This window comes from Frigoribacterium sp. ACAM 257, assembly GCF_007954365.1.
Lineage (GTDB): Bacteria > Actinomycetota > Actinomycetes > Actinomycetales > Microbacteriaceae > Frigoribacterium.
The window spans coordinates 216,454-238,222 of sequence record NZ_VOLO01000001.1 but is presented as its reverse complement, the minus strand read 5'-3'; the positions used below and the strand labels follow the sequence as shown (position 1 = coordinate 238,222).

General features: G+C 72.7%; 21 protein-coding genes. 5 read left to right on the top strand and 16 right to left on the bottom strand.

Annotated elements, in window-relative coordinates; translation table 11 throughout:
- Positions 1-78: 78 nt before the first annotated feature.
- The 4 genes from ES689_RS01125 to ES689_RS01110 all read right to left on the bottom strand — a co-directional run bounded on the left by ES689_RS01125 (position 79) and on the right by ES689_RS01110 (position 4,062).
- Positions 79-567: a YajQ family cyclic di-GMP-binding protein gene (locus ES689_RS01125; protein WP_123546714.1), complete on the bottom strand. Its 489-nt coding sequence runs from the start codon at positions 565-567 to the stop codon at positions 79-81.
- 128 nt (positions 568-695) lie between these two features.
- A complete protein-coding gene (locus ES689_RS01120) occupies positions 696-2,093 on the bottom strand; it encodes an FAD-dependent oxidoreductase (protein ID WP_146899108.1) in 1,398 nt (465 codons plus the stop codon).
- 100 nt (positions 2,094-2,193) lie between these two features.
- A complete protein-coding gene (locus tag ES689_RS01115) occupies positions 2,194-3,285 on the bottom strand; it encodes a polyprenyl synthetase family protein (RefSeq protein WP_146899105.1) in 1,092 nt (363 codons plus the stop codon).
- A gap of 45 nt (positions 3,286-3,330) precedes the next feature.
- Positions 3,331-4,062, bottom strand: coding sequence for a demethylmenaquinone methyltransferase (locus tag ES689_RS01110; RefSeq protein ID WP_223269314.1), 732 nt, complete (start codon positions 4,060-4,062; stop codon positions 3,331-3,333).
- 52 nt (positions 4,063-4,114) lie between these two features.
- Here ES689_RS01110 and ES689_RS01105 point away from each other — a divergent pair, with 52 nt between their 5' ends.
- Complete coding sequence (locus ES689_RS01105; RefSeq protein WP_191330111.1) at positions 4,115-5,347, top strand: isochorismate synthase MenF; 1,233 nt, start codon at positions 4,115-4,117, stop codon at positions 5,345-5,347.
- Positions 5,344-6,831: an MFS transporter gene (locus tag ES689_RS01100; RefSeq protein ID WP_146899102.1), complete on the top strand. Its 1,488-nt coding sequence runs from the start codon at positions 5,344-5,346 to the stop codon at positions 6,829-6,831. Before ES689_RS01105 ends, ES689_RS01100 begins: the two co-directional genes overlap by 4 nt.
- Here the strand turns inward: ES689_RS01100 and ES689_RS01095 are convergent.
- Genes ES689_RS01095 through ES689_RS01085 form a run of 3 tightly spaced genes read right to left on the bottom strand, consistent with a single transcriptional unit; the run spans position 6,828 to position 9,926 of the window.
- A complete protein-coding gene (locus tag ES689_RS01095; protein WP_146899100.1) occupies positions 6,828-7,679 on the bottom strand; it encodes a PPK2 family polyphosphate kinase in 852 nt (283 codons plus the stop codon). The two genes, ES689_RS01100 and ES689_RS01095, sit on opposite strands and share 4 nt — an antisense overlap.
- 38 nt (positions 7,680-7,717) lie before the next feature.
- Positions 7,718-9,541, bottom strand: coding sequence for a 2-succinyl-5-enolpyruvyl-6-hydroxy-3-cyclohexene-1-carboxylic-acid synthase (menD, locus tag ES689_RS01090; RefSeq protein WP_146899097.1), 1,824 nt, complete (start codon positions 9,539-9,541; stop codon positions 7,718-7,720).
- A 10-nt stretch (positions 9,542-9,551) separates the two neighbouring features.
- Complete coding sequence (locus ES689_RS01085; RefSeq protein WP_146899094.1) at positions 9,552-9,926, bottom strand: PLD nuclease N-terminal domain-containing protein; 375 nt, start codon at positions 9,924-9,926, stop codon at positions 9,552-9,554.
- A gap of 111 nt (positions 9,927-10,037) precedes the next feature.
- On the opposite strand from ES689_RS01085, the gene ES689_RS01080 reads away from it, so the two are divergent.
- Positions 10,038-10,370: a DUF4229 domain-containing protein gene (locus ES689_RS01080; RefSeq protein ID WP_146899091.1), complete on the top strand. Its 333-nt coding sequence runs from the start codon at positions 10,038-10,040 to the stop codon at positions 10,368-10,370.
- 100 nt (positions 10,371-10,470) lie between these two features.
- Here the strand turns inward: ES689_RS01080 and ES689_RS01075 are convergent, their stop codons facing one another.
- The 4 genes from ES689_RS01075 to ES689_RS01060 form a co-directional block, all read right to left on the bottom strand.
- Positions 10,471-11,418: a 1,4-dihydroxy-2-naphthoate polyprenyltransferase gene (locus tag ES689_RS01075; RefSeq protein WP_223269313.1), complete on the bottom strand. Its 948-nt coding sequence runs from the start codon at positions 11,416-11,418 to the stop codon at positions 10,471-10,473.
- Between the two features lie 10 nt (positions 11,419-11,428).
- Entirely contained in the window at positions 11,429-12,589 is a 1,161-nt protein-coding gene (locus ES689_RS01070) for an AMP-binding protein (protein WP_191330109.1), read from the bottom strand.
- Positions 12,590-12,664: 75 nt separating this feature from the next.
- On the bottom strand, positions 12,665-13,573 hold the full coding sequence (locus ES689_RS01065) for a 1,4-dihydroxy-2-naphthoyl-CoA synthase (RefSeq protein WP_146899088.1): 909 nt from the start codon (positions 13,571-13,573) through the stop codon (positions 12,665-12,667).
- 37 nt (positions 13,574-13,610) lie between these two features.
- Positions 13,611-14,069, bottom strand: a complete 459-nt coding sequence (locus tag ES689_RS01060; protein ID WP_146899084.1) for a hypothetical protein — start codon at positions 14,067-14,069, stop codon at positions 13,611-13,613.
- A 39-nt stretch (positions 14,070-14,108) separates the two neighbouring features.
- On the opposite strand from ES689_RS01060, the gene ES689_RS01055 reads away from it, so the two are divergent.
- Positions 14,109-15,125, top strand: a complete 1,017-nt coding sequence (locus ES689_RS01055) for an o-succinylbenzoate synthase (protein ID WP_223269312.1) — start codon at positions 14,109-14,111, stop codon at positions 15,123-15,125.
- A gap of 178 nt (positions 15,126-15,303) precedes the next feature.
- Here the strand turns inward: ES689_RS01055 and ccsB are convergent, their stop codons facing one another.
- Genes ccsB through ES689_RS01030 form a run of 5 tightly spaced genes read right to left on the bottom strand, consistent with a single transcriptional unit; the run spans position 15,304 to position 20,350 of the window.
- Complete coding sequence (ccsB, locus tag ES689_RS01050; protein ID WP_223269311.1) at positions 15,304-16,380, bottom strand: c-type cytochrome biogenesis protein CcsB; 1,077 nt, start codon at positions 16,378-16,380, stop codon at positions 15,304-15,306.
- On the bottom strand, positions 16,377-18,263 hold the full coding sequence (locus ES689_RS01045; protein WP_146899081.1) for a cytochrome c biogenesis protein ResB: 1,887 nt from the start codon (positions 18,261-18,263) through the stop codon (positions 16,377-16,379). The genes ccsB and ES689_RS01045 overlap by 4 nt, the downstream gene beginning before the upstream one ends.
- Complete coding sequence (locus ES689_RS01040; protein ID WP_370512335.1) at positions 18,247-19,035, bottom strand: cytochrome c biogenesis CcdA family protein; 789 nt, start codon at positions 19,033-19,035, stop codon at positions 18,247-18,249. Before ES689_RS01040 ends, ES689_RS01045 begins: the two co-directional genes overlap by 17 nt.
- Positions 19,036-19,094: 59 nt before the next feature.
- On the bottom strand, positions 19,095-19,703 hold the full coding sequence (locus ES689_RS01035) for a TlpA disulfide reductase family protein (protein WP_146899076.1): 609 nt from the start codon (positions 19,701-19,703) through the stop codon (positions 19,095-19,097).
- Positions 19,703-20,350, bottom strand: coding sequence for a histidine phosphatase family protein (locus ES689_RS01030; protein ID WP_146899074.1), 648 nt, complete (start codon positions 20,348-20,350; stop codon positions 19,703-19,705). The genes ES689_RS01035 and ES689_RS01030 overlap by 1 nt, the downstream gene beginning before the upstream one ends.
- 82 nt (positions 20,351-20,432) lie before the next feature.
- Here ES689_RS01030 and aspS point away from each other — a divergent pair, with 82 nt between their 5' ends.
- Entirely contained in the window at positions 20,433-21,767 is a 1,335-nt protein-coding gene (gene aspS / locus ES689_RS01025) for an aspartate--tRNA(Asn) ligase (RefSeq protein WP_146899071.1), read from the top strand.
- The last annotated feature ends 2 nt before the right edge of the window (positions 21,768-21,769 follow it).

The window sequence follows — 21,769 nt, the reverse complement described above, 5'->3', positions numbered from 1 at the left end:
TCTGCGGGCCTGGAGCGCAGGGCGGCGGCAGGATGGCCCGGGAAGGGCGGGGCGGAGCGGCCGTGCGATCGAGAAGCGCTAGCGGAAGTTGACGAACTGGAGGTCGACGTCGAGGTCGGCCTTCTTGAGCAGCGCCATGGTGGCCTGCAGGTCGTCACGGCTCTTCGACTGGACGCGCAGCTCGTCGCCCTGGATCTGGCTCTTGACGCTCTTCGGACCCTCGTCGCGGATGATCTTGCCGATCTTCTTCGCGGCGTCCTGCTCGATGCCCTCCTTGAGGGCGGCCTCGATCCGGTACTCCTTGCCGCTGGCGAAGGGCTCACCCGCGTCGAGGTGCTTGAGGCTGATGCTCCGCTTGATGAACTTCGACTCCAGGACGTCGAGGACGGCCTTGACCCGCTCCTCCGTCGACGCCTTGAGCAGCAGCTTCTCGCCGCTCCAGTCGACCGACGCGCCCACGCCCTTGAAGTCGTAGCGCTGCTCGATCTCCTTCTGCGCCTGGTGGAGGGCGTTGTCCGCCTCCATCTTGTCGACCTTGCTGACCACGTCGAAAGAGCTGTCTGCCATGCCCACCAGCTTAGCCACGAGCACAGGCGCCCGTGTGCAGGGGACGGTGCTCAGGAGGCTGTGCGCGGGAGGCAGTGCGCAGGAGGCGTGGGCCACGCCCCCGAGAGGAGGCGCGGCCGGGCCTGCCCCTAGGCCGAGACGGACTCCGCGCCGGCGACGGGCTCCGAGCCCGACCGCGAGACGCGGACCATCTCGTCGCGAGGCACGACCTTGACGCGCACGCGCTCGTGCTCGTGCTGCGCCCCGAGCGACTGCTCGTGCTCGTCGAGGCGGTGCCAGCCCTCGAGGTCGGTGTACTCGACGCCGCGCTGCTCGAGCAGGGCCGGGATGGCCTCGTCGGAGGTGTCGGCGGGCTGCCACCAGCTCGCCTGGTCGTTGATGACGTGCTTGACGGTCTCCATGGCGTCGGACTTCGTGTGGCCGATGAGCCCCACCGGTCCGCGCTTGATCCAGCCGGTGGCGTAGACGCCGGGCATGATCTGGTTGTCGTCGTCCATCACCTGGCCCTCGTGGTTCGGGATGACGCCACGGCGCTCGTCGAACGGGATGCCGTCGAGGGGCGAGCCGAAGTAGCCGACCGCGCGGTAGATCGCCTGGACCGGGACCTCGCGGATCTCGCCGGTGCCCTCGACGCCGCCCTGGCCGTCGGGGCGAGTGCGCTCGTACCGGAAGGCAGCCACCCGGCCCGCGTCGTCGCCGACGACCTCGAGCGGCTTCGCGTAGAAGTGCAGGTGCAGCCGACGCGAGGCAGTGCCGACTTCGCGCTGACGCCACTGGTTCAGCACCTTGTCGATCACGAAGACCTGCTTGTTGGTCGCGATGGCGGTCTTCGAGGCCTCGTCGTGGTCGAAGTCCTCGTCGTGGACGACCATGTCGACGTCGCGCACCTCGCCGAGCTCGCGCAGCTCGAGCGGGGTGAACTTGACCTGTGCGGGGCCGCGTCGGCCGAAGACGTGCACGTCGGTGACCGACGACTGCTTGAGCCCGGCGTAGACGTTGTCGGGGATCTCGGTCGGCAGCAGGTCGTCGGCGTGCTTGGCGAGGATGCGCGACACGTCGAGGGCGACGTTGCCGACGCCGACGACCGCCACCGACTTCGCGTCGAGCGGCCAGGTGCGCGGGAAGTCGGGGTGGCCGTCGAACCAGCTCACGAAGTCGGCGGCGCCGTAGCTGCCCTCGAGCTCGATGCCGGGGACGTCGAGATCGGCGTCCTTGATGGCGCCGGTCGAGAAGATCACGGCGTTGTAGTGCTTCTTGAGGTCGTCGAGCGTGATGTCCTCGCCGTACCGGACGTTGCCGAAGACCCGGATGTCGCCGCTGTCGAGCACGTCGCGCAGGGCGTTGACGATGCCCTTGATTCGCGGGTGGTCGGGCGCCACGCCGTAGCGGACGAGACCGTAGGGGGCCGGCAGCTGCTCGAAGAGGTCGATCGACACGTCGAAGGCCTTCTCGGCCTTGAGCAGGATGTCGGCGGCGTAGATGCCGGCGGGGCCGGCTCCGACGATGGCCAGTCGAAGGGTGGTCACGAGTTGTCTCTCTCCTGGTGGGCGGCGCGGCGATGCCGGCCGTGCTGACGGTGCGGTGTCTTGGGGTGGGTGGGGCAGTGCCGAGGAGGCGCGTCGCCGATCAGGCGGAGCGCTCGACCACGCGGTCGGCGAAGCGGGTGAGGGCCTTCTTGACGGGGCCCGCCGGCAGTGCCTCGAGGGCGGCCAGCGCCTCCGACGCCCACCGGTGCGCCTCGCGGCGCGTGCGGTCGGTGACTTCGTGCTCACGGAGCTGACGGACGATCTCGGCGAACTCCGCCTCGTCCACCGGGTCCGTGCCGTCGTCTGCCGCGCGGGTGGCGTCGACGACCTGGTCGATGAGGCCCAGCAGGGCCGCCGCCTCCATGTCGGTCTGCGCCTCCTGGCGGAGGTAGAGGAGCGGCAGCGTCACGACGCCCGCGCGCAGGTCGGTGCCGGCGCGCTTGCCCGTCTCCTCGGCCTGGTCGGAGAGGTCGATGACGTCGTCGATCAGCTGGAACGCGATGCCGATCTTCTCGCCGAACTCGGCGACGGGGGCGAGGTACTCGCGGGGCGCGCCCGAGAACATGACGCCCGCACGGGCGGCGGTCGAGATGAGCGAGCCCGTCTTGTCGCCGAGCACGTCGATGTAGTGCGCGATCGGGTCGTCGCCCTCGCGCGGCCCGATGGTCTCGTGCAGCTGGCCGAGGCACAGGCGCTCGAAGGTCTCGGCCTGCAGCAGGATCGCCTCTTGCCCGAGGCCCGACACGATGGTGCTGGCCCGGGCGAAGAGCAGGTCGCCGGCGAGGATCGCCACGTTGTTGCCCCACACCGTCTGGGCGCTGGGGACGCCACGGCGCATCTGCGCCTCGTCCATGACGTCGTCGTGGTAGAGCGACGCCAGGTGCGTGATCTCGGTGGCCTGCGCCGACGCGACGATCCCCGGGGTCGCCCCGTCGCCGAGCTGGGCGATGAGGAGGGTCAGCGTCGGGCGCACGCGCTTGCCGCCGGCGGCGAGCAGGTAGCGCGTCGTCGCGTCGGCGATCTCGTCGGCGAACGCGATCTCGCGGAGCAGGCCCTGCTCGACGAGCTCGAGGCCGTCGTCGACCGACTGCACGAAGCGCCGGTCGGCGGGCGAGGCGAAGAGCTTCTCGCCGAGGCCGAGCGACGAGCTCAGGGAGCTGCTGCGGCGGGTGAGCGGCACACTCGGGTTCACAGGGGTCACCTTCGTCTGGTCTGGTCGACCGCCCGGGGGCGGCGGCTACTTCTTCTTCGCCGCGGAGGCGCGGGTCGACGGGTCGGCCGGCTTGCGGCCCCGGTGCAGGGCGACGATGCCCAGCGTCAGGTTGCGGTGCGCCACCCGGGTGAACCCCGCGCCGCGCAGCCACTGGCTCAGCACCTGCTGCTCGGGCCACGCGTCGATCGAGTCGGCGAGGTACGAGTACGCGGGCGTGTTGCTGCTCACGGCCCGGGCGACGACCGGCATGACGTGCCGCAGGTAGGTGCCGTAGGCGGCGCGCAGGGGGCCGAACGGCGGCGTCGAGAACTCGCAGACGACGAGCCGGCCACCGGGCTTGAGTACCCGGTACATCTCGGCGAGCGCCTGCTTCGGCCGGTTGACGTTGCGCAGGCCGAACGAGATGGTGACGGCGTCGAAGCTGGCGTCGTCGAAGGGCAGCTGCTCGGCGTCGCCCTCGACGAACTCGATCTCGGGGTGGCGCTCACGGCCGACCTCGACCATGCCGTGCGAGAAGTCGAGCGCGACCACCTCGGCGCCGCGGGCCGCGATCGCCGCCGAGCTCGTCCCCGTGCCGGCGGCGATGTCGAGGACCCGGTCGGCCGGGCCCGCACCGATCGCCTTGACGGTGGCGACGCGCCAGAGGACGGCGTTGCCCGCGGAGAGCACGTCGTTCGTGCGGTCGTAGTGGCGGGCGACGCCGTCGAACATCGACGCGACCTCGTCAGGTTGCTTGTTCATGTCGGCCTTGGTCACGATGGTCGATCCTACCGGCATGCCCCGTGCGTGGCCCGAGTAGGGTCGAGACGTGGTCCTCCCGTCGCTGCACGTTCCTGCCTTGTCCGTCCGCACCACGCAGATCGACCACATCAGCCCGCTGCTCGACGTCGTCGACCCGCGCAGCCCGTTGATCTTCGTGCGGGGCGGTGCGGGCATGGCCGGCATCGGCGAGGCGCTGCGCCTCGAGTTCACCGGGCCCGACCGGATGCGCGACGCAGCCGACGCCTGGCGTGCGGTCGCGAGCCGCGCCTCCGTCGTCGACGAGGTGGGCGTGCCGGGCACGGGCCTGATGGCCTTCGGCTCCTTCGCCTTCGACGACGAGTCGGCCGACACGAGCGTCCTGATCGTGCCGAGCATCGTGCTCGGCCGACGGGACGGCGTCGCCTGGATCACGCGGGTCGACGGTGCCGAGCTGCCCCCGGCGTCGCCCGTGGGCGCCTCCGCGAAGCTCCGGCTCGTCGACGGCGAGCTGTCCGGGCCGGGCTACGGCGCCGCCGTCGCGCAGGCAGTCCAGGCGATCCGACACGGCGAGGTGAGCAAGGTCGTGCTCGCGCGCGACCTCGTCGGCCGGCTGCCGGCCGAGGCCGACCTGCGACTCGTGGCCGCGACCCTCCTCACGGCCTACCCCGACTGCTACGCCTTCGCCGTGGACGGGCTGGTCGGGGCCAGCCCCGAGACCCTCGTCCGGACCGAGCGGGGCGAGGTGAGCGCGCGGGTGCTCGCGGGCAGCAGCGCCCGCGGCGTCGACGCGGTGACCGACGAGCAGGCCGCCCACGCCCTCGCGACCTCGACCAAGGACCTCGACGAGCACGCCTTCGCCCTCCGCAGCCTGCTCCTCTCCCTCGGCCCGCACGCCGACGACGTCGTGACCGGCGAGCAGCCGTTCACGCTGAAGCTCCCGAACCTGTGGCACCTCGCCAGCGACGTGCGCGGGCGGCTGACGGACGGGTCGTCGTCGCTCGACCTGATCGCCGCGCTGCACCCGACCGCCGCCGTGGCCGGCACCCCGACGCCGCGGGCGCTGGAGCTGATCCGGCGCCTGGAGCCCTTCGACCGCGGACGCTACGCCGGGCCGGTCGGCTGGGTGGGCGCCGACGGCGACGGCGAGTGGGCGATCGCGCTCCGCTGCGCCCAGGTGCACGCGGACGGCACCGTCAGGGCCTTCGCCGGCGCCGGCGTCGTCGCCGAGTCGGTCCCCGAGCGCGAGGTCGCCGAGACGACGATGAAGTTCCAGCCCGTCGTCGGCGCGTTCTCGCTGTGACGTCGAGACCGGCGTCCGGGCCAGGGGCCGGGTCCGAGCAGCCCGACGAGGCGAACGCCGTCGACGGGCAGGCCGGAGCCGAGGAGGCGGCGGCCGCGCCGCGCTGGTCGCGCCCGGTGGCGCTGGTGGTCGCCGCGGCGTTCTTCATGGAGAACCTCGACGCCACGATCCTGTCGACGGCCACCGCCTCCGTCGCTCGCGACTTCGGGGTGCAGCCGGCCCAGCTCGGGATCGCCGTCACCGGCTACCTGGTCGCGGTGGCGGCGTTCATCCCGCTGGGTGCCTGGCTCGCCGAGCGCTGGGGTGCGCGGCGGGTGTTCCTCGCGGCCGTGGTGCTGTTCACGCTCGCGTCGCTCGCGTGCGCGCTCAGCCCCGATCTCGTCGCGCTCACGACGGCGCGGGTCGTCCAGGGGGCCGCGGGCGCGATGATGGTGCCGATCGGCCGCCTCATCGTGCTGCGCAGCACCGAGAAGTCCGAGCTGATCAAGGCCATCGCCTACCTGACCTGGCCGGCCCTCGCGGCGCCCGTCGTGGCGCCGCTGATCGGCGGCCTGCTCACCGAGCACCTGGGCTGGGAGTGGGTGTTCCTGGTCAACGTGCCGATCGGCGCGCTGCTGCTCGTCGCGGCGTGGCGGGTCGTGCCGTCGCCCGAGGTCGGCGACCGGCACCCGCTCGACTGGCCGGGGCTGCTGCTCGTCGTCGGCGCGATCGTGGCCCTCGTCGTCGCCTTCGAGCTGCTGGGAGACAAGGCCACGGTGCTGTTCGGGGTTCTCCTCGCCGTCGTGGCGCTGGCCCTGGGGCTCGCGGCCGGCCGGTGGTTCCGTCGAGCCAGGCACCCCCTCCTCGACCTCGAGCCCTTCCGCGTCGCGACGTTCAGGGTCACGAACCTCAGCGGCTCGCTCTACCGGGCCGTCGTCAACGGGGTGCCCTTCGTCGTGCCCCTGCTGCTGCAGGACGGCCTCGGCTGGTCGCCCGTCGAGGCCGGCCTGATGCTGATGTGGGTCTTCGTCGGCAACCTCGGCGTGAAGCCGTTCACGACTCCCCTGATGCACAGGTTCCGGATCGTGCCCATCATCGTCGTCGCCACGGTCGGGCTGGCCGCGACCTTCGTCGCCGCGGCGCTCGTGGGGCCGGGGACGTCGCCGGTGCTCGTGGCGGCGATCCTGCTCGTCAGCGGCGTGTTCCGCTCGGTGGGGTTCACGGCCTACAACACCCTGCAGTTCGCCGACGTGCCCGCCGCCCAGATCGCCCCGGCGAACGCCATCGCCTCCATCACGGGACAGCTCGCCGTCGGCCTCGGCGTCGCGCTGACCGCGCTCACCGTGCGGGTCGCGGACACGGTCGCCACGGCCGAGGGCGTCGGAGGCGCGGCCACCGGCTACCAGGTCGCGCTCGTCGTGCTCGCTGCCCTGGCGCTGCTGAGCCTGCCGGAGGGGCTGCGGCTGCCGAGGGGCGCGGGCGACTCTCTGCGGAGGCGCGCCTAGGTCGAGGCCAGGCGCGTCCGCTCGAGCTCGACGTCGAAGTCGGCGGCCGGCCAGTCGAGACCCCGAGCCTCGAGGGCGTCGACGAGCAGGCGCTGGACGGCCACGCGGGCGTACCACTTGCGATCGGCCGGCACCACGAACCACGGCGCCGCATCGGTCGACGTGCGACGGACGGCGGTCTCGTAGGCGTCCTGGTAGTCGTCCCACACCAGGCGTTCCTCGATGTCGCCGGGGTTGAACTTCCAGTGCTTGTCGGGCCGGTCGAGACGCTCCGTCAGGCGTGCCTTCTGCTCGTCGCGGGACAGGTGGAGCATCACCTTGACGATCGTCGTGCCGGCGTCGGCGAGCTCGCGCTCGAACTCGACGATCGCCTCGTAGCGGCGCTCGATCTCCTCGGGCGGAGCGAGCCGTCGGACCTTGCCGATCAGGACGTCCTCGTAGTGAGAGCGGTCGAAGACCCCGATCATGCCCGGCCCCGGCAGCTCGCGACGGACGCGCCAGAGGAAGTCGTGTGCCAGCTCTTCTTCGGTGGGCGCCTTGAAGGCGTGGTGCGCGACGCCCTGCGGGTCGACCGCACCGACGACGTGCCGCACGATGCCGCCCTTGCCCGCGGTGTCGGTGCCCTGGAGGACGAGCAGGACGTTCCCCTGCGACCCTCCGGTGCGGCTGCCGGCGAAGAGCTTCTCCTGCAGCTCGCCGAGCGTGTCGCGGCCCGACTCGAGGACCTGCGCGGCGTAGCGCTTGTCGCCGGGGAAGCCGGGCGTCGAGGCAGGGTCGACCTCGGCGAGGCTCAGGTCGGGGCCGGCACGGAGGATCTCGGTCGGCTGGGTCGTCCAGGTCTTGGCCATGCCTCCGAGCCTACGGCCGGGGGCGTTCCGCCGCGTGGTCAGCGGGCGAGCGGCACCTCGACCAGCACGGGACCGTCCCAGGCCCTGGCGAGCGCCTGGTCGAGCTCGGCACGCGTCGAGGCGAGCACGTGGTGCCAGCCGTACGCCGTCGCGAGCCCGGCGAGCTGGACCGAGTGCGGCGTGAACTGCACCCGGCGCATCGCGTCGACGGGAGCCGTGGCCGCGACCTCGAGTCCGTCGAAGATGGTGCCGCCCCCGTCATTGCCGACGACGACCTGCAGCCGCGGCCGCACCTCGCCCTCGCCGAACAAGAGCGAGCCGACGTCGTGCAGCAGGGTCAGGTCGCCGACGAGGACCCGGGTGACGCCGGGGGCGCCGTCGTCGACCTGGCTCGCGAGGGCGATGCCGGCGGCCGTCGCGATCGTGCCGTCGATGCCGGCGAGGCCGCGGTTGGCGTGGACGCGGATCTTCTTGCCCGGCACGACCTCGTCGACCTCGCGGATGAGGCGGGAGGCGCCGAGGACCAGCCGGTCGTGGGGCCACGTCACGCGCCACAGCGTCTCGGCCAGGGCACGTCGGGTCACCGAGCGGCGCAGCAGAGCGACCTCGCCCCGGAGGAACTGCGCCCGGGCCGAGCCGTCGTCGCTGGTCGCCGCCTCGAGGTCGGGCGCGGCCTCGTCGTCGCCGACGACCCGGCGTCCGGCGTGGACCCAGCGGCCCACCCAGGCGCGGTGGGCGCGGTCGTCGGGCGCGCCTCCTGCGGTGTCGACCACGTCGACGGCGTCGACGACCGTGGCCGATCGGCCAGGGTCGTAGGCGTCGGCGGCGGCCCCGCGCACGACGACGACCTCGACGCCCGGTCGCGTGAGCAGGGCAGGGACCTGGCGGGTCAGTGTCGGGTGCCCCAGCACCACGACCCGGCGCACGGCACCGCCGAGCTCGGGCTCGCCGAGCAGCGTGCGGAACCCGAGCGCGAGGTTCGGCCCGAAGTGGGACCCGCTGGAGACCTCCGCCACGAGCGGCGCGCCGAGGCCGCGGGCCAGCGACTCGGCCTCGGGTCCGGCGCCGTGGCCGGCGACGACGACCGTGGCCGGCTCGACGTCGACCTCGACGCGGACGGCACCGGCACGGGCCGCCTGCGACCAGGAGGCGACCTCGACCGGCTCGGGACGGGCTGCGGGAAGCGCGTCGAGAGCAGCCGACAACGGCTCGCGGAACGCGACGTTGAGGTGCACCGGACCCGGGACGGACGGGGCGCCGGGGGCCCGGTCGGCGTCCGGGGCGCCGAGCGCCGTCGCGACGGCGGCACGCGCGACCGTGCGGACCGCCCCGGAGTCGACGGCGCCTGCGCGCGGGGCCTCGAGGTCGTGTCCGATCCGGACGGCCACGCCGAAGACGCCGGGCTGCTGCGTGGTCTGGTTCGCGCCTGTGCCCCGGAGCTCGACGGGACGATCGGCCGTCAGCACGATCATCGGGACGCCGGAGTGGTGGGCCTCGAGCACCGCAGGGTGCAGGTTGGCGACCGCGGTGCCGGAGGTGGTGACGACGACGGCAGGGACACCGGACTCGACCGCCAGGCCGAGAGCGAGGAAGCCTGCGGAGCGCTCGTCGATCCGCACGCGGAGGCGCAGCCGACCGGCGCGCTCGAACTCGGCGGCGGCGAGGGCGATCGCCTGCGACCGCGAGCCGGGACTGAGGACGAGCTCGCGCACCCCGGCGTCGACCAGGCCGGCGAGCAGCGCGACGGCGTAGTCGCTGGCGAGGCTGGCCGAGGTCGTGGACGGGACGCCTGCGGCACGGTCTGCACCCTCAGGCAGCTCGGACTCGGCCGCGTCGGGGCGGTCGCCCCCGTGAAGCACCACGCCGTCGGCCTCAGGCGTTGTTCTTGTCGTTCGTGTCGTTCTTGTCGTCGCCGTCGAGCTGTGCCAGCTCTTCTTCGAGACGGCGGATGCGCTCGTCGGTCGTCTCGCGGTCGAGGTCGCTGACGGTCGAGCTCGAACGACCCGAGAACTCGGGGTCGTCATCGGGAGCGACGAAGCGGCGCGACTCGGACTGACCCGACTTGCGCGCCCGGCCCAGGAGGAACCAGAGCACGGCACCGATGACGGGCAGCAGCACGATGACGAGGGCCCAGATGGGCTTGTTGAGCGCCCGGAACTTGGACGACTCGGCGAAGAGGCAGTCGATCAGGGCATAGATGACGAACGCTGACGCTGCGACGATCGCCACGACCAAGAACTTCACCATGGACCGAGCATAGGCGGGCCGGCAGGACGTCGCCTGATGGTCGGCAGGGAGCCCCGTCCGCAGCTCGCCACGCGTGCGGGGAGGCGCAGGGGGCGCGCGTAGACTCGCCGCGTGAAACCCTGGGTCAAGTACTCGATCGTGCGCCTCGGCGTGTTCCTGGTCGCGCTGGTCGTGCTCGTGCTCCTGCTGCCGAACCCGTACCTCGCGACGCTCATCGCCGCCGTGGTCGCGTTCTGCGTCTCGTACCTCTTCTTCGCTCCGCTGCGTCGGCAGGTCGCGCTCGAGCTCGCCGAACGGCGCTCCAAGCCGGAACCGCTCGACGGCGACAGCCTCGCCGAGGACGCCGAGCTGGCCGAGCGCGACGCCCGTGAGGACGACGCCGCTCGGGACGCCCACCAGGCCGACGCTGCTCGCGACGGGCACGACGCGGGACGCGCCTCCTAGACACGACGCGGGACGCGCCTCCTGGACACGACGCGGGACGCGCCTCCTGGACACGACGCGGGACGCGCCTCCCAGGCAGGACGCGGGACGCGCCTCCCGGTCAGAAGAAGAGCGCGGCCCCGAGGCCGAGGCCGAACAGCAGCGCCGTGAGCGACGACAGCTGCAGCGCGAGGATCAGCTCGCGCGGCGTCTTGCCGGTCACGCCGATGACGGCTGCGGGCACGGCCGTGATCAACGTGAAGTAGACGTACGGCGCGTTGAAGTACAGGAAGCCGAAGTACACCAACAGCAGGAACGGCAGCAGCAGGAAGAGCGCGTAGAGGGCCCGCGCCACCGTGTCGCCGACGACGACCGCGAGGGTGCGCTTGCCGGCCGCCGCGTCTTGCGGGATGTCACGGATGTTGTTGACCATGAGCACGGCGCAGGCGAACAGCCCGGCCGCGATCCCCGCGACCCACGCGTCGGCGGGGAACCGGTGCACCTGCACGAAGGCGGTGCCGACGGTCGCGACCAGCCCGAAGAACACGAAGACGAAGACCTCGCCGAGGGCGTTGTAGCCGTAGGGGCGCTTGCCGCCTGTGTAGTACCAGGCGGCGACCACGGCTGCGGCCCCGACGGCGAGCATCCACCAGTAGCCGGTCGTCACGACGACCACGACGCCGGCGAGCGCGGCGAGGCCGAAGAAGACGAGGGCGACGCGCAGCACGGTCTTCGGCCGCACGCTGCCCGAGCCCGTCAGCCTCGCCGGCCCGACCCGGTGCGCGTCGGTGCCGCGGATGCCGTCGGAGTAGTCGTTGGCGTAGTTGACGCCGATCTGGAGGAACACGGCGATCGCGAGGCAGAGCAGGGCCAGCGGCAGGTCCCAGCTTCCGTTCGCCCGGGCGACGCCGGTGCCGAGCGCGACGGGCGCGACGCCGAGGGGCAGCGTGCGCAGCCGGGCACCGCCGATCCAGTCGCCGGGCGTGACGCGGCGGGCGCGCTGGGCGCCCGGTCGGCCTCCCGGTCGGCCGCCGCGCTTCTTCTTCTGGGATGTCGTCGCTCGTGCCACGCGACCGATCCTAGTTCCGGGCGGCGTCCCCGCCCGCGACGAGAGCCTCCAGGGCGCGGCGGTCGGGCTTGCCGCTCGCGAGGAGGGGCAGCTCGGGGAGGACGACGAGCCGGTCGGGCGCGGCAGCGCGGCCGAGGGCTGCGGCGACGACCGCACGCAGCTCGGGCAGGCCGGGCAGGTCGAGGCTGCCGGACTCCCCCACGACGACCGCCGGCACCTCGCCCCACCGGTCGTGCGGCGCCCGCACGACGACCGCGGCGCCGAGCCCCGGCTGCTCGCGGACCACGCGCTCGACGAGCCCGAGCGAGACCTTCTCGCCGCCCGAGACGACGACGTCGTCGAGCCGGCCGCTCACCGTGAGCACCCCCTCGACCGACAGCGTGCCGGCGTCGCCGGTGCGGTACCAGCGCTCCCCGTCGCGGTCCACGAAGGCCGCCGCCGTGCGAGCCTCGTCGCCCAGGTAGCCGAGCGCGAGCGACGGCCCGGCGAGCTCGACCTGACCGTCGACGACCTCGACCCTGGTGCGTCCGACGGGGACGCCGCCGTAGACACAGCCCCCGCTCGTCTCGCTCGAGCCGTAGGTGCGGACGACCGTCACGCCGGAGGCGCGAGCCCGGTCGACGAGGGAGGCGGGAGTCGCCTGCCCGCCCACCAGCACCGCGGCGAAGCTCCGTGCCGCGGCCGCCACGTCGGCGTCGCCCGCGGCGGCGTCGAGCACCGCCGCCAGCTGTGCCGGCACGAGCGACGCGTAGCGGACGGGGTGCTCGAGGCGACGGGCAGCCTCGGCGAACGCCGTCGGGTCGAAGTGCCCGGGGGCCAGGACCTCGGGCTCGGTGCCGGCGGCGATGCTCCGGACGAGGACGTTCGTCCCCGCGACGTAGTGCGCCGGCAGCGCCAGCACCCACTGCCCGGGCCCGCTGAGCGCGCCGTCGGCCGCGGCCGCCCCGGCCAGCAGGGCGTCGGCGGGCAGCATCACGCGCTTCGGCACGCCGCTCGACCCGCTCGTCTCGACGACGAGGGCCACGGGCTGCGGCACGGTGGCGGGCAGGTCGGCGGGGACGTGGTCGTCCGTGCGCGGGGCGACGGCGGGACCGCCCGCGAGGGCGACGCGGAGGGCCTCGAGCACGTCGAGCGGGCGGCGCGCGTCGACAGGGAGGAGGGGGCGGGTCACGCGCCGCGCCTCCTCGTCTCGTGCCCTGCCGCGTGCGGCGTCAGGGTCAGCGGCGCCAGGGTCGGCACTGCCACGTCAGTACTGCCAGGGAAAGGGCGACCAGTCGGGCTCGCGCTTCTCGAGGAACGAGTCGCGCCCCTCGACGGCCTCGTCGGTGCCGTACGCGAGGCGGGTCGCCTCGCCCGCGAAGACCTGCTGGCCCACGATGCCGTCGTCGGTGGCGTTGAACGCGAACTTGAGCATGCGGATCGCGGTGGGCGACTTGGTGAGGACGACGCGGGCCAAGGCGAGCGCCTCCTTCTCGAGATCGCCGTGGGCGACGACGCGGTTGACGGCGCCCATCTCGTGGGCGCGGTCGGCGCTGTACTCCTCGGCGAGGAAGAAGACCTCGCGGGCGAGCTTCTGGCCGATCTGCCTCGCGAAGTAGGCGCTGCCGTAGCCGGCGTCGAACGAGCCGACGTCGGCGTCCGTCTGCTTGAACTTGCCGTGCTCACGACTGGCGATCGTGAGGTCGCAGACGACGTGCAGCGAGTGGCCGCCGCCCGCCGCCCAGCCCGGCACGACCGCGATGACGACCTTGGGCATGAACCGGATCAGCCGCTGCACCTCGAGGATGTGGAGGCGCCCCGCCGAGGCAGGGTCGGCCACGTTCGCCTCGGCGCCCTCGGCCTTGTAGCCGTCACGGCCGCGGATGCGCTGGTCACCGCCGCTGCAGAAGGCCCAGCCGCCGTCCTTGGGGCTGGGGCCGTTGCCGGTCAGCAGGACGACGCCCACGCGGCTCTGCTGCCGCGCGTGGTCGAGCACGCGGTACAGCTCGTCGACGGTGCGCGGGCGGAACGCGTTGCGCACCTCGGGCCGGTCGATCGCGACGCGGGCCACCCGGCCCTCGACGTCGACGTGGTACGTGACGTCGGTCAGGCCGTCGAAGCCCGGCACCTCTCGCCACTCAGCGGGATCGAACAGGTCGGACACGGCGGCGGACATGCCCACCAGCCTACGACCGGAGGCAGGTCGCCGACGGTCAGAGCGAGGGGACGAGGTTGCCCAGCAGCCAGACGAACACGAACGGGTTGGCGAGGACGCTCAGCAGCACCGCGGCCACGGCGGGCCAGCGGCCCCGGCGCGTCGCGACGGCGACGAGCGCGACGACGCCCACGCCGATCGAGGCGAGCATCGTGACCAGCGCGATCGACGCCGCGGCCGTGACGCCGTCGGCCGCGAGCAGGGCGATCGCGACGCCGTCGAGGACGAGCAGGAGCACGGCGAGCACGAGGACGACGACGCCCAGCCGCGAGCTGCGGGCCGGCTCGACCGAGTCGTCGTGGGTCTGGTCGTCGAAGATCGCGAGCCCCTCGGCGTCGCGCGACCCGCCGTCCGTGGACTCGGCGCCGTCCGTGCCCTCGTCGGGCTGTGCGTGCTCGGCGTGCTCGCCGGCAGGGGACTCGGCGTCGTCGGACGGGGTCAGATCGCGCGCGGCCATGGAGACCGACCCTAGCGGGCGCGGTGCGAGACTGGCGAGGTGAGCACGCCCGCCGACCCCCTCCTCCCCCGCACCGAGCTGCCGCCGCTCGACGACCTGCTGGCCGGTGCGCACGTCGTGCAGCTGCCCCTCCGCACGAGGTTCCGGGGCATCGACGTCCGCGAGGCGCTCCTCGTCGAGGGCCCTCGTGGCTGGACCGAGTTCAGCCCCTTCGTCGAGTACGGGCCCGAGGAGGCGGCGGCCTGGCTGGCCGCGGCCGTCGAGTTCGGCTGGGGTCCTGCCCTCGCGCCCCGCACCTCCCGCGTGGCCGTCAACGCGACCCTGCCCGCCGTCGGGCCCGGCGAGGTCGCGGGGGTGCTCGCCCGGTTCCCCGGCTGCCGCACCGTCAAGGTCAAGGTCGCCGAGCGCGGGCAGTCGCTCCCCGACGACGTCGCCCGCGTGGCCGCGGCCCGCGAGCACGTCGGCCCCGAGGGCCGCGTCCGGGTCGACGCCAACGGCGGCTGGACAGTCGACCGAGCCGAGGAGGCGCTGCGGGCCCTGGCCCCATTCGGTCTCGAGTACGCGGAACAGCCCTGCGCCACCGTGCCCGAGCTCGCCGAGCTGCGGCGCCGCACGGCCGACGTCGGGGTGCTCGTCGCGGCCGACGAGAGCGTCCGCAAGGCCGCCGACCCGCTCGCCGTCGCGCGTGCGGGCGCGGCCGACCTGCTCGTCGTCAAGGCGCAGCCGCTCGGCGGGATCAGCTCGGCGCTCCGCATCACCTCGCAGGCCGGGCTGCCCGTCGTCGTCTCGAGCGCTCTCGACACGTCGGTGGGGCTGAGCATGGGGGCGTACCTCGCGGGCGCCCTGCCCGAGCTGTCCCACGACTGCGGCCTGGGGACCGCGGCTCTGCTGGCCGCCGACGTCACGCGCGAGCCGCTGGTGCCCGTGGACGGGTCGATCGACGTGCGACGCGTCGACGTCGATGTCGACCTGCTGCGTGCCCACGCCGCGCCCGACGCCCGACGCGAGTGGTGGCTGGGTCGGGTGCGCGCCTCCTACGGGCTGCTCGCCCGCTGAGGTCGGGTCGCCGGCTGGGCCAGGACCGAGTCCGAGCCCCGCGGCGTCGACCGTGCCGGTGCAGCACTCAGGAAGTCAGGCCGTCGGCGTCCTGAGTCGTGCACGGATCAGGACGATCGATCACCCTGCTGCGCAGATCAGGACCGATCTTCCTGAATGAGGAGGGGGGCGAGGAGGGTCAGAGGCCGGAGTAGGCGTGCAGACCCTTGAAGAAGACGTTGACGACGCCGAAGTTGAACAGCACCGCGGCGAAGCCGATGATCGACAGCCACGACGACCGGGCACCCCGCCAGCCACGGGTCGCGCGGGCGTGGATGTAGCCGGCGTAGAGGACCCAGATGATGAAGGTCCAGACCTCCTTGGTGTCCCAGCCCCAGTAGCGGCCCCACGCGCGCTCGGCCCAGACGGCCCCGGCGATGAGGGTGAAGGTCCAGAGCACGAAGCCGACGAGGGCGACGCGATAGGCGAGGTCCTCGAGGCGGTCCGCCGCGGGCAGGGTGTCCATGAACCGGAGGCCGGACAGCCGCGCCTGCTCGCGCTTGGTCTGGATCAGCTGCGCGATCGAGAGACCGGCAGCGATCGCGAAGAAGCCCGTCCCGAGGATCGCCACGAGCACGTGGATCACGAGCCAGGCCGACTGGAGGGCCGGCTGCAGCGGGACGACCTCGACGTAGTAGTTGACGCTGCCGATCGCGAGCAGCACGAGGTTCAGGCCCATGACGTAGGCGCCGAGGAACGACAGGTCGACGAAGCGACCGGCCACGAGGTAGACCGCCACGATGATCGCGGTGCCCGTGAGCGAGAACTCGAACATGTTGGCCCACGGCACGCGGTCCGCGGCGAGGCCCCGGGTCACGACGCTCGAGACGTGCACGAGCAGGCCGAGCACCATCATCGCGGTGGCGACGCGCTCGAAGCTCGAGCCGCGGCGGCGTCGGGTCGAGCCGGGACCGGAGGTGCCGACCGCGCCTGCCCCGCCGCCACCTCTGCCGACGCCCGACACCGTGGTCGCGGCCTCGCGGTCGAGGACGATCGTGCTGCCGCCAGAGACGGCGGCCCGGGCGGAGCCGCGGGCCGCGCCGCCGACCGAGCCCGCGTCGGGCCCCGCCGTCGCGGTCGCGCTCGAGGCGGACTCCTGCTGGGCGTCGCCCGAGCGCTTCGCCAGGTCGAGGGCGAAGGCCACGAACGAGATCGTGTAGATCGCCATCGCCGAGTACACGGCGACGAGCGAGAAGTTGGCGAGGTCTTCGGTCACGGTCGCATCCTACGTCCGGCGCGGCTGGGCGCCTCGGTCGAGCGGGCAGGGTCGTTCGAGGTCGAGCCGGGCGGGGACGCCGGGCCGGCGCCCGGGTCGTCGCCGGCGTCGCCGCGGGCGTCGCCGCCGGTGTCGTCGTCGCTCGTCGCGGCACGCGCCGCGTCGGCGGGCACGCCGAGCCCGGCGAGGTGCGTCCGGGCGATGTCGCGGACGGCGCGGGCGAGCGTCGGGTCCTCGCCGCGGGCGAGGCCGGCGTACTCGAGCCGGACTCCCCCGTCGGTCGTGCTCGCCTTGACCCACACGCGGCGGCGGGGCACGAACAAGGCCGTGAGCAACCCGGCGAAGACGAGGCCCGCGAAGAGCAGCACCCAGAGCTGCGACGGGTCGTGGTGCACGTCGAGGGAGGCGAAGCGCTTGACGTCGGAGAGGGTCACGGTGCCGAGCCCGTCCGGCAGGTCGGCGGTGGTGCCCGGCGAGAGCTGCAGCGCGGACTGGTCGGCGGCGGCGCCCGCGATCTCGGTCATGCCGTCGGTGTCGAGCGAGTAGACCGACTGCGGCACGCCCGCGTCGAGGCCGAGGTCGCCCTGGTAGACGTTGAGGCTCAGCACCGGGTTCAGCAGGTCGGGGTAGCTCGAGGCCAGGATGCCGGACCCGTCGCCGGTCTCGACGGCCGACGGGTAGAAGAAGCCGATCATGCCGATCTGGTCCGACAGCCCGTCGGGCACCTTGACGACGCCCTGGGAGGTGAGGTTCGCGTCCTGAGGGAGGAACGGGATGGTGTCGCGGAAGGCGACCGAGCCGTCCGGCGCCGTCACCGTGACGTCGACGGCGTAGCCGTTGCCGAGCAGGTAGACGTTCGAGCCGCCGATCGACAGCGGGCTGTTGACCTTGATCTCGTGCTCGCTCGTGTCGCCCGACTGCGTCGTCGTCGTGACGTCGGCGGTGTAGTCGAGCGGCTGTCCGAGCGCGTCGGCGTTCGACTCCTCGTAGGTCGTCGTGAACTCGTCGAGCGTGATGTTGTAGGGCGAGAGCTGGGAGTCGCTGAACCAGCGGCCGGGGTTGAACGAGTCGTACGAGACGAGGGCGTTCGTGAAGGTCTGGCCCTCGACGACCACGCGCTGGCCGGTGTAGCCGAAGCCGCCGCCGATCCCGACCGTGAGGAGCACGCCGACCAGCGCGGTGTGGAAGACGAGGTTGCCGGTCTCGCGCAGGTAGCCGCGCTCGGCGCTGACGGAGTCGCCGAACACCTGCGTGCGGTACCCGGCGCGCCTCAGCTGCGCGCGGGCCTGCTCGACGACGGAGGCGGGGGCGAGGGCGGCGTCCGCCGCGCCTCCTGCGGTCTGCAGCGTCACGGAGCGGTAGCCCGCCAGCCGCGAGAGCCGCGCCGGCGTCTTCGGCGGCTTCGAGCGGAGGGCCTCGAAGTGGTGCTTCGTGCGCGGAACGATGCAGCCGATCAGCGAGATGAAGAGCAGCAGGTAGACCGCGGAGAACCACGGCGACGAGTAGGTGTCGAAGACGCCCAGCTTGTCGAGCACCGGGAACAGGTCGGGGTGCTCGGCGCGGTACTGGACGACGCCGTTCGGGTCGGAGGTGCGCTGCGGCACGAGCGAGCCGGGGATCGCCGCGACGGCGAGCAGCATGAGGAGGAACAGCGCCGTCTTCATGCTCGTCAGCTGGCGCCAGAAGAAGCGGAGGTAGCCGACGAGCCCGAGGCGGGGCTGCACGACGTCGGCGGAGCCCGCGCCCTGGTCGCCCGGGGTGCGTGCGGGAGCCGAGTCGTAGTGGTCGCTCGGGCGGAGCGGGTCGGACGAGACGTCGGTCACGTCCTGCAGGTCGGCGGCGTCGGCCGGGCGGCTGCTCGCGGGGTCAGACGATCGTGCCATAGCTCGCGATCACCGCCCCGAGGTGCGACATGAGGGAGGACCAGAGCCCGGTGACCATGAGCAGACCGATGGCGATCAGGATCGAGCCTCCGACGATGTTGACGACGCGCATGTGGCGCTTGACGAACGAGATGGAGCGCGTCGCCCAGCCGAAGCCGAGCGCGACGAGCAGGAACGGCACGCCGAGGCCGACGCAGTAGGCGAGCCCGAGCAGCACGCTCGACGTGGCCGAGCCGCTCGTGAACGACAGGGCGTAGATCGCGGTGAGGGTCGGGCCGATGCACGGCGTCCAGCCGATGCCGAACACGATGCCGAGCAAGGGGGCGCCCGCCAGGCCGGTGGCCGGGGCGAACCCGGGCTTGATCGTGCGCTGCAGGAACGTGAACTGGCCGACGAAGACGAGGCCCAGCGCGATCACGACGAGGCCCATCAGGCGCACGATCAGGTCGCGCCACTGGATCAGCCAGAAGCCCGCGGCCGAGAACGCGAGGCTGCCGCCGACGAAGACGAGCGAGAAGCCGGCGATGAAGAGCAGGACGCCGATCACCATGCGGCGGCGGTCGCGGGAGGCGGTGGTCGCGGGCGACGGGGCGACGGCCGTGGCGGTCCGCCCTCGGACAGCGGTGCCGGCAGCGTCGCCGGCCGCACCGGTCTCGGCGGCGCGACGACCGCCTCCGGCGAGGCCCCCGACGTAGCCGAGGTAGCCCGGCACGAGCGGCAGCACGCAGGGCGAGAGGAACGAGATCAGGCCGGCGAGCAGGGCCACCGGCAGGGCGACGGCGAGCTGGCCGCCCGCGACCGCCTCGAAGAAGGGGTTGCCCTGGTACACCTCTAGTCCTGCTCGGAGACGGCGTCGCTGATCAGCGTCTTCAGCGTGCTGGGACCGTCGAGGCCGCCGAGCACGCGGGCCGCGATGCGGCCCTGCTTGTCGAGGACGATCGTCGTCGGCACCGCGTTCGGCGCGATGGTGCCGGCGAGGGCGAGCTGGACCGCGCCGTCGTTCGTGTCGACGATGGACGGGTAGGTGATGTCGAACTTCTCGGCGAAGGCGCGGGCGGTGTCGGCCTGGTCGCGCACGTTGACGCCGACGAACTGGACGCCCTGGTCGGCGAAGTCGGTGCTGAGCTGCTGCAGGTCGGGCGCCTCCTTGCGGCAGGGCGGGCAGCTGGCGTACCAGAAGTTGAGGACGACGACCTCCCCGTCGTGGTCGGCCCGCGTGAACTCGTCGCCCTCGTCGGTCGTGCCGGTGAAGTCGACCGGATCGGTGCGCTCGGACACGGGACGCTCGGTGACCGTGCCCGCGCCGCTGATGTAGTTCTCGGTGCCGCCGGCGCGGTACTGCTCGGCCAGGGGGTCGGACTGCGAGGTGCAGCCCGTCAGCACGAGCGCGAGGGCGGAGGCCGCCGCGACGGCGCCCACGGCGAAGGAGGCGCGGCGCATCAGACCGCCCCGAGGTCGACTGCGCGCTCGAGCAGGTCGGCCGCCGGGTCTTGGTAGCCGACCTCGACGAAGCGGCCGCCGTGCCGCTCGAGCGTCGTGATGCTCGACAGGGAGCAACGACGGCGACGAGGGTCGTGGAACAGGCGCGCGCCCGTCACGCTGCGGTGCACCATCCAGATCGGCAGCTGGTGGCTGACCAGCACGACGTCGCCCGAGTCGACGCTCGACCAGGCCTCGTCGACCGCGGCGAGCATGCGCGCGGCGATGCTGACGTAGGCCTCGCCCCAGCTCGGCTTGAGGGGGTTGACGATCCACGGCCACTCGGCGGGCACCGCGAGCTGCTTGGCGACGGTGAAGTCGGAACGGCGGCCCTCGTACTTGTTCGTGGGCTCGATCAGGCGCTCGTCGACCTGCACGTCGAGGCCGAACGCAGCGGCCCAGGGAGCGGCGCTCTCGCGGGTGCGCTGCAGCGGACTGGCGACGACCGCGGCGACGGGGGCGCCCTGCGCCTGCAGCATCGCGGCCGAGGAGGCGGCCATCCGGTGGCCGAGCTCGCTGAGCCCGAAGCCCTCGAGTCGGCCGTAGAGCACGTGGTCGGGGTTGTGCACCTCGCCGTGGCGCACGAGGTGGATCTGCTGGGCGGGCATGGCCCCCAGTCTAGATCGGGCCCGCACTCCCACCTCCCTCACGGGAGCCCGAAAGCTCGACGTCGCGGTAAACTCTCGCCCCGTGATCGAACGCACCCTCATCAGCGACCTCTCGCCCCTCCCCGACGGCCCCGTGACGGTGTCCGGTTGGGTCGACACGGTCCGCGACCAGAAGAAGGTGCAGTTCGTCGTCCTCCGCGACGAGTCCGGCGCCGTCCAGCTCGTCCGTCCCCGCACGGCCGCCGACGTCCTCGCCGAGGCAGGCGAGACCGACGAGATCGCCGATGCGATCTCGGGTCTCTCCCAGGGCAGCTTCGTGACGGTCACGGGCCAGCTCAAGCACGACGAGCGCGTGAAGCTCGGCGGCATCGAGGTGAAGATCGACGGCCTCGTCGTCGACAGCCTCGCCGACCCCGAGACGCCGATCGCCGCCGACAGCGGCATCGACAAGCGGATGGACTGGCGGTTCCTCGACCTGCGCGTCCCTCGCAACGCCCTCATCTTCCGCGTCCAGACCACCTTCGAGCACGCGATGCGCACCTACTGGGTCGAGCGCGGCTACGTCGAGGTGCACACGCCCAAGATCATGGCGTCGGCGAGCGAGTCGAACGCCGAGCTCTTCAAGGTCGAGTACTTCGAGGGCAGCGCGTTCCTCGCGCAGAGCCCCCAGTTCTTCAAGCAGATGGCCCAGTCGGCCGGCTTCGGCAAGATCTTCGAGATCGCCCCCGTGTTCCGCGCCGACCCCTCGTTCACCTCGCGCCACGCGACGGAGTACACCAGCGTCGACGCCGAGATCAGCTACGTGGACAGCCACGAAGACGTGATGCAGATGCAGGAGGAGCTGCTCGTCGCCGCGTTCACCGCCGTCGTCGAGAAGCACGGCGCCGCGATCAAGGAGCTCTTCGACGTCGACCTGACGGTGCCGACGACGCCGTTCCCCCGCATCCCCCTGGCCGAGGCGAAGCAGATCGTCGCCGACCGCGGCTACGTCGTGCCCCGTGCGGACGCCGACATGGACCCCGAGGGCGAGCGCCAGATCGCGGCGTACGTCAAGGAGACCTTCGACCACGACTTCGTGTTCCTCACCGACTACGACGCGTCGATCCGGCCGTTCTACCACATGCGCCACGAGGACGACCCGCAGCTCACGAAGAGCTACGACCTCATCTACAACGGCACCGAGATCACCACCGGCGCCCAGCGCGAGCACCGCGTCGACGTGCTCGAGGCGCAGATCCGCGAGAAGGGCATGAAGCCGGAGGAGCTGGGCGGGTACCTCGACTTCTTCCGCTACGGCGCGCCTTCGCACGGCGGCTTCGGCATGGGCCTGGCCCGAGTGCTGATGCTGATGCTGCACCAGCCGAACCTGCGCGAGGTGACGTTCCTGTTCCGCGGGCCGACCCGCCTCACGCCGTAGCT